Origin of the sequence: Streptococcus acidominimus, from assembly GCF_001921825.1 — a bacterium.
Classification (GTDB): domain Bacteria; phylum Bacillota; class Bacilli; order Lactobacillales; family Streptococcaceae; genus Streptococcus; species Streptococcus acidominimus.
In genome coordinates, this window is the sequence record NZ_MSJL01000030.1 from 21,502 (window position 1) to 28,101 (window position 6,600).

A 6,600-nucleotide genomic window follows, 5' to 3' on the forward strand; every position below is an offset into this window, starting at 1 on the left:
TTAATCCACAAACTCAAATTCAAAGGTGCCGATACGCACAATATCACCGTCTTTGGCACCACGAGCTCGGAGAGCCTCATCCACTCCCATACCACGTAATTGACGGGCGAATTTCATCACAGATTCGTCACGGTCAAAGTTGGTCATGGTAAAGAGTTTTTCTAATTTCTCACCAGATAATATCCAGCTAGCATCATCCGAACGACTGATGTCGAACTCTGGCTCTTCTGGATTAAAGCCGTAGTAGGCTTCTTCTACTTCAAAGTCTGCCTCATCATACAATAGAAATTCTGGTGTCTTATCAAGCAATTCAGCTGTTGCTTCTAAGAGATTTTCCAAGCCTTGGTGTGCCAGTCCAGAGATCGGGAAAATCTGGGGTAATTCATCAAATTCATCATAACTTGCTGCTAATTTTTGCTTAAATTCTTTGAGATTTTCTTCCGCATCTGGCATATCCATTTTATTCGCGACAATAATCTGAGGGCGTTCCATAAGGCGAAGATTGTAGGTTTCAAGCTCATGGTTAATGGCGAGGTAGTCCTCATAGGGATCCCGCCCCTCGCTTGCCGACATATCCAGAACATGCAGGATAACGCGTGTGCGTTCGATATGGCGGAGAAACTGGGTTCCAAGTCCTACCCCTTGACTGGCTCCCTCGATCAAACCCGGTAAATCTGCCACTGCAAAGGATTCACCTGATTTGGTGCGAACCATTCCGAGATTTGGAACAATGGTTGTAAAATGATAAGCGCCGATTTTGGGCTTAGCTGCTGTAATCACGCTAAGCAAAGTGGATTTTCCGACAGACGGAAAGCCGACCAAGCCGACATCTGCTAAGACTTTTAATTCCAATTCGAGGTGGCGCTCTTCACCCGGCTCACCGTTTTCAGAAATTTCGGGGGCAGGATTTTTCGGGGTTGCAAATCGAATATTCCCGCGACCACCACGGCCTCCATGAGCCACGACAAATTCCTGACCATGCTCCACTAGGTCTGTTATGACCCTACCCGTTTCTGCATCACGAACGGTTGTTCCTTGCGGTACACGAACGACTAGGTCTTCCGCACCGCGACCGTGCATCCCCTTGGTCATTCCTTTTTCACCAGAAGCCGCCTTAAATTGGCGGTTGTAGCGGAAATCCATCAGGGTACGCAGACCCTCATCTACGACAAAGACCACATTACCACCGCGACCCCCGTCTCCACCCCACGGACCACCATTGGGCACATATTTTTCACGGCGAAAGGCTACCATGCCGTCTCCACCCTTACCAGCCTTGACCTTGATCTTGGCTGTATCTAAAAACATACTCATCTATTTACCTATTTCTTCCTATTCGTTCACTTCATAAAAGAGGGGCTAGAGGAATCCTCCCAGCCCCGCTGATTACATAATGGCACTGATTGCTGGCAAAAGCAATCCAGCTATGGTTGCCAAAACCATCACAACTACAACGATAAGGGTTATTTTCTCGAATGTATTTTTCTTGTGTCGTTCTTCTCCAAATGCCATGACTTCTCCTTTTTGTGACTATTCTTTCAACTTTCCCTCATTTTATCATGAATAGCAGAAATTTTCAACGCTGATCTTGCTCATTTAGTTTTTCTTTTACAGTCTGAGCAACTTTATAAGGTATCCCTGCTTCTGCAATCTCTTGCAAGCTCGCTTCTTGGATTTTGGTTAAGGATTTAAAGTGCTTCAAAAGTGCCTGCTTGCGTTTAGGACCAAGCCCTTCAATTCCATCCAGTTTAGAGGAGAAGGAATTTTTAGACCGTACCTGACGGTGGAAGGTGATCGCAAAGCGGTGTACTTCGTCCTGAATCCGTTGCAGGAGAAAAAATTCCTGAGAATTGCGGGAAAGTGGAATCACCTGCAAGGGATTGCCAAAGAGCAAGTCGTGGGTCTGGTGCTTGTCATTTTTTTGCAAGCCTGCAATCGGAATGTTCATGCCAAGCTCCTGCTCAATCACTTCCTTTGCTACCTTGACCTGACCTTGACCACCGTCGATGATGATCAGGTCTGGCGGAGTTAAGCCCTCTTTTTGGACACGGTGATAGCGGCGATAGAGCACTTCTTTCATTGAAGCGTAATCATCAGGTCCTACTACGGTCTTGATTTTGTATTTGCGGTATTCCTTTTTATTGGGGACACCATTTTCAAAGACGACCATTGCCGATACAGGACTGGTTCCCATGATATTGGAATTGTCGAAGGCTTCAATACGAATTGGGATCGGAATACCTAATAGCCGACCAATATTCTCAATCGCTCCCTGTGTCTTTTCTAGATTCTTCTCTAGTAAGTTAAATTTCTGTTGTAGGCTAACACGCGCATTCTTGGTTGCCAGCTGCAGGAGCTGCTTTTTCTCACCCCGCTGGGGTTTGACAATCTTAGCATCCACCAAACTTTTCACCGCTTCTTGGTCAATATCCTGCGGAATGAGCACTTCTTTGGGAATTAAGTGCTGTTGGTTGCGATAAAACTGTCCCAGATAGGTTAAGAAATCCTCTTCTGCTTCGTTGTAATAGGGGAAAAGATTGACATTGCGCTCGATTAGTTTCCCTTGACGGACGAAAAATACCTGTACGCACATCCAGCCTTTTTCGACGTAGTAGCCAAATACGTCGCGATCCTGTAAGTCCTTTGCCATCACCCGTTGCTTGGTACGAAGCGTTGAAATGGACTGTAAGAGGTCGCGATATTCAGCAGCCTTTTCAAATTCCAGACTGCTGGCAGCGGTCTGCATTTTTTCCTGTAACTGGCGGACAATCTTATCATCATGCCCCGTCAAAAACTGGCTAACTTCGGTTGCCATTTGGGCATAGTCCTCCCGACTAGGCATCTGATCGCCATGCGCTAGACATTGTCCCAAGTGGTAATACAGGCAGTATTTATTTTCTGGTAACTTGCATTTCCGAAATGGATAGAGGCGCTCCAGTAGCTTCAAGGTCTGATTGGCAGCACCTACATCTGGATAGGGACCAAAATACTGTCCACCGTCCTTGCGAACCTGACGCGTAATCATCAGGCGCGGGTGCCGCTCATTGCTAATCTTGATAAAGGGATAGGACTTGTCGTCCTTGAGCATGATATTGTAGCGTGGCTTATTCTCTTGAATCAGATTGATTTCTAACAGCAGAGCTTCAATATTGGACTCGGTCACAATGTATTCAAAATCAGCAATTTCTGACACCAGAGCCGTTGTCTTGGTATCATGACTTCCCCGAAAATAGGAACGAACGCGGTTGCGCAGATTCTTTGCCTTTCCCACGTAGATAATTTTTCCGTACTGATTCTTGTGCAGATAGCAGCCCGGGCTATCTGGAAGTAAGGTTAGTTTATGTCTTATCAAATCATTCATTGTCTTTATTGTAACAAAAAAAGTAGGACTAGCCTACTTTTTTGTTGCGAACCATTATTTTGACTTTTGAGCTAATTTTTTAATAAACATTGCTATTGCTACAAGAGTGCCTCCAAATACTTTTGCACCTTTTAAAAAATCTTGAAAACCGCGTTCATGCTCACCACAAAAGAAGGCTCCTTGTCCAAATACTGCTTTTTCACAATCTGGAACTGAACATTTTTTCTCTAATTTATTCACTAATCTATTCATTATTTTCTCCCTCCAAAACAGGCAATCTCTTGGTTGCCTCTACTAATGTTTCTATTTTTGTTGTTATAATCGTTGTTCTATGACCAATGCTTCCAGTGTTGCCCGTTCGGAAGTTATCCAAACTCCAAGCCAAGCTACGCCCATAGCGAGTTTGACTTAATAGAGTCTGTTCCATAAACGATTTATAATTGACTAAAGCTCCCCAAAGATCAACAGGAAAAGAAAATCAAAGCCCTCATTCATTTATTGGAATCATAATAACCCTACCTAGCAATAAACTAAGTAGGGTTGTTTTTGTAGTCGGCTCTTGTAATACTCGTCAAAAATCATCACACTAAGGAGGAGGTGAGAGGCGAATATACCTTGAGTACACCTATATCTGTATTTATTTAAAATCGGAACAGCTGTGTCCCTTTCAGATACAGAGTTTAGGACGTATTCAATTTCTTTGATTTTCCTTGAGGATCAAGAGGTAGTTAGAGATTTTCCATATATAAATATAAGCATTTAATCCTCATATCCTCCACCTGGAAGATTGAAATATTCTTCTAGGGTTTGACCAGACTGGTAGATATCACTTGCTTCCTTGCCAATATAGCGGATATGCCAGGATTCTGGCATGTAGCCTGTGCTGTCCTCTTTGCCCGGTAGATAGCGGACAATGAAGCCGTAAGAATGGGCATTGGCAGCCAACCACGTCGTCGCACTTGGCTCGATTAATAGGGAGCCAGTGCTATCGATTATATCATAGGCTAATCCTGTCTGGTGTTCACTGTATCCTGCTCTTGCAGAATAGCGGTCTGCATTGGCTTTTCCATCTTTGGCGACATAGGATTGGTAAAGGCTTTCCTGTGTTTCATAGGAGCGAAAACCGCTGTAATTCGTCGTGGAGACATCATAGCCCAAGGACTGCATCTTAGCTACTATCTCATGAAAGGCAGAGACTGCTTCGGGAATCTCACCCGGAGCATAGTCACTTGAGAGAGGGTGCTTTTTTATTGACAATAATGACCTCACCATATTTTCCCTGCACACTATAATAGGAACCGTTAAAGCTCGCCTTAGTAGATGTCGAAGCAGGACTTGTCGCTTCTTGGCTGAACTGGCTAGAGGTGCTCGTCTCTTCCTCTTGTGAACTTGTACGGTTGCTTGAAGCTACTGTACCGGTCGCAGAAGAGGGCTTGACCTCCTTTTGAGCCGTAGATGGTGCGCAAGCTACAAGAACGAATAGGGAAAGGCCTGCGATTACCTTTTGAACATTCCAAAGATACTGTATCGATTTCTCTTGATAAGCTGTCCTTCTCTCCTCAATTACTTTTTCTTGCCTATTTTTCATTTTCCTTGAGAATACACGAGACCTTTTATCCATGAAACACCTACTTTCTATTAGTATCCTGCAATGCTTTGACATGCTCCCCTGTAACAAACATGGTGAAGGTTGCTTTGACAATTTCTGCCTGCTGTTGATTGGTTACAGTCACATCAACCACCTTGGTCGTTCGCCCATTATGGACACATCTACCCTCAATGATAAGGGTGTCACCCAGCTTACCTGACGTCAGATAGTTAATACTAGATTGGAGGGTCACTGCATCACATCCTGTCGAAACCACCACCAAACCAGCAATCTGATCACATAGGGTAAAGAGGTAACCTCCGTGGGCAAAGCCATAATAATTCAAGGACTTTTCGACCACCTCGGTTCTTACTGCAACATGCCCCTTTTCTGACGATAGCATCTCAAAATTTTCAAAGACGCGAATTTCGTGCAAAGCCCTGTCTTCCATTTTCTTCTCCTCTTATTTCTTTCCTTTCAATAAGGCGAGCAATTCTTGATAGTTTTTCACTTCATAGGTTGGCTGGGCATTGGTCTGATTTTCCAGAGAGATCGGGTTGTACCAAACGGTATCAATGCCTGCATTATTGCCTCCTTGAACATCTGCTGTCAAACTATCACCAATCATCAGAGCCTGCTCCTTTGTAAATCCTGGAATCCGCTCTGCTATTTTTTCATAAAAGAGCGCCTCTGGTTTTTTCGTTCCCATTTGCTCTGAAATAAAGATTTCCTTGAAAAAGGATTGAATTGGTGAATGCGCCAAACGATTTTCCTGAATGTAGGTCACACCATTGGTCGCACCGTACAAGTCATAGCCCAGCTCTAGCAATTGCTGCAACAGGTCAACTGCGCCATCAAAGGTTTGCCCTTGCTGGCTGATATAATCTTGATAGAGCAGTGCCATTTCTCGTCCATCTACCTCACGCCCAAAATGTGCAAAGGCACGCGCAAAGCGTGTATTGATGAGGTCAACCTTGCTGATTTTCCCCTGTTCTAACTCTTTCCACATGGCCTGATTCATGGGCTTATAATAAGCCTTAAAAGTCTCCTTATCCTCAACTCCCATCACTTCCAAAAATTGATTCAAAGCCTGCTCCTCACCCCTTGCAAAATCCAGCAAGGTATGGTCAAGATCGAATAGTAAAAATTTGTAATACAATTTAGCTTTTTTCCTTTCCAGAGGGTATCATCTCCATCTAAATACTAATTTTATTATACCATAAAAACAAAAATGTACTTATAGCAAATAAAACATTACCAGAAAATACGAAAAGATAACGGGAGCAAAAAGAACTGTAAAAGCTGATAGGAGCAAGGTATTAAGTTGTTTCACTTTAAAAAACATTGTTCAGACATTCTATCACCGAGTTATATTTGGGTAGTAACTCCATGACTTTCTTCTTAAGGTTAGCCCATGCTTTTTCAATCGGATTTAGTTCAGGAAAATAGGGTGGCAAAGGTAGGAAGAAATGGTGATTTGCGATACAAAGCTCATCTAATTGTGCTTTTGGATGAAAGGTAGCATTGTCCATAATCACTATGTGAGGGCTATCTAAAGCCGGCAATAACTGACTTTCAAACCATTTGACAAAGAAGTGACTGGTCATGCTTTGTTTGTAAATCATGGGCGCTACAAACTTACCATTGACTT

Annotated in this window: 7 protein-coding genes and 1 pseudogene; all 8 read right to left on the reverse strand. The window is 43.5% G+C overall.

From position 1 onward, the window contains the following. Positions 1-1,314 (reverse strand): GTPase ObgE, encoded by a 1,314-nt coding sequence (gene obgE, locus BU200_RS07030; protein ID WP_075099505.1) that lies wholly within the window; start codon positions 1,312-1,314, stop codon positions 1-3. A 72-nt stretch (positions 1,315-1,386) separates the two neighbouring features. Then, positions 1,387-1,512: a DUF4044 domain-containing protein gene (locus BU200_RS07035; protein ID WP_075099506.1), complete on the reverse strand. Its 126-nt coding sequence runs from the start codon at positions 1,510-1,512 to the stop codon at positions 1,387-1,389. 64 nt (positions 1,513-1,576) lie between these two features. Then, on the reverse strand, positions 1,577-3,361 hold the full coding sequence (uvrC, locus tag BU200_RS07040; protein ID WP_075099507.1) for an excinuclease ABC subunit UvrC: 1,785 nt from the start codon (positions 3,359-3,361) through the stop codon (positions 1,577-1,579). Positions 3,362-3,415: 54 nt separating this feature from the next. Then, the gene (locus BU200_RS07045) at positions 3,416-3,613 is read right to left on the reverse strand and encodes a hypothetical protein (protein ID WP_075099508.1); all 198 of its coding nucleotides are present in this window, start codon (positions 3,611-3,613) and stop codon (positions 3,416-3,418) included. Between the two features lie 507 nt (positions 3,614-4,120). Then, positions 4,121-4,949, reverse strand: a pseudogene (gene ldcB / locus BU200_RS07050) (LD-carboxypeptidase LdcB/DacB). Positions 4,950-4,989: 40 nt separating this feature from the next. Then, entirely contained in the window at positions 4,990-5,400 is a 411-nt protein-coding gene (locus BU200_RS07055; RefSeq protein ID WP_075099509.1) for a PaaI family thioesterase, read from the reverse strand. A gap of 12 nt (positions 5,401-5,412) precedes the next feature. Next, a complete protein-coding gene (gene pynA / locus BU200_RS07060) occupies positions 5,413-6,108 on the reverse strand; it encodes a pyrimidine 5'-nucleotidase PynA (RefSeq protein ID WP_075099510.1) in 696 nt (231 codons plus the stop codon). A gap of 175 nt (positions 6,109-6,283) precedes the next feature. After that, positions 6,284-6,600: transposase (locus BU200_RS10780; RefSeq protein ID WP_211268961.1), on the reverse strand; the 317-nt coding region annotated here is incomplete at its 5' end.

Excerpts from the sequence above, each read along its gene's own strand:
- uvrC (WP_075099507.1), bottom strand. The coding sequence starts at position 3,361 with ATGAATGATTTGATAAGACATAAACTAACCTTACTTCCAGATAGCCCG.
- BU200_RS07055 (WP_075099509.1), bottom strand. The coding sequence starts at position 5,400 with ATGGAAGACAGGGCTTTGCACGAAATTCGCGTCTTTGAAAATTTTGAG.
- BU200_RS07045 (WP_075099508.1), bottom strand. The coding sequence starts at position 3,613 with ATGAATAGATTAGTGAATAAATTAGAGAAAAAATGTTCAGTTCCAGAT.
- obgE (WP_075099505.1), bottom strand. The coding sequence starts at position 1,314 with ATGAGTATGTTTTTAGATACAGCCAAGATCAAGGTCAAGGCTGGTAAG.
- BU200_RS07035 (WP_075099506.1), bottom strand. The coding sequence starts at position 1,512 with ATGGCATTTGGAGAAGAACGACACAAGAAAAATACATTCGAGAAAATA.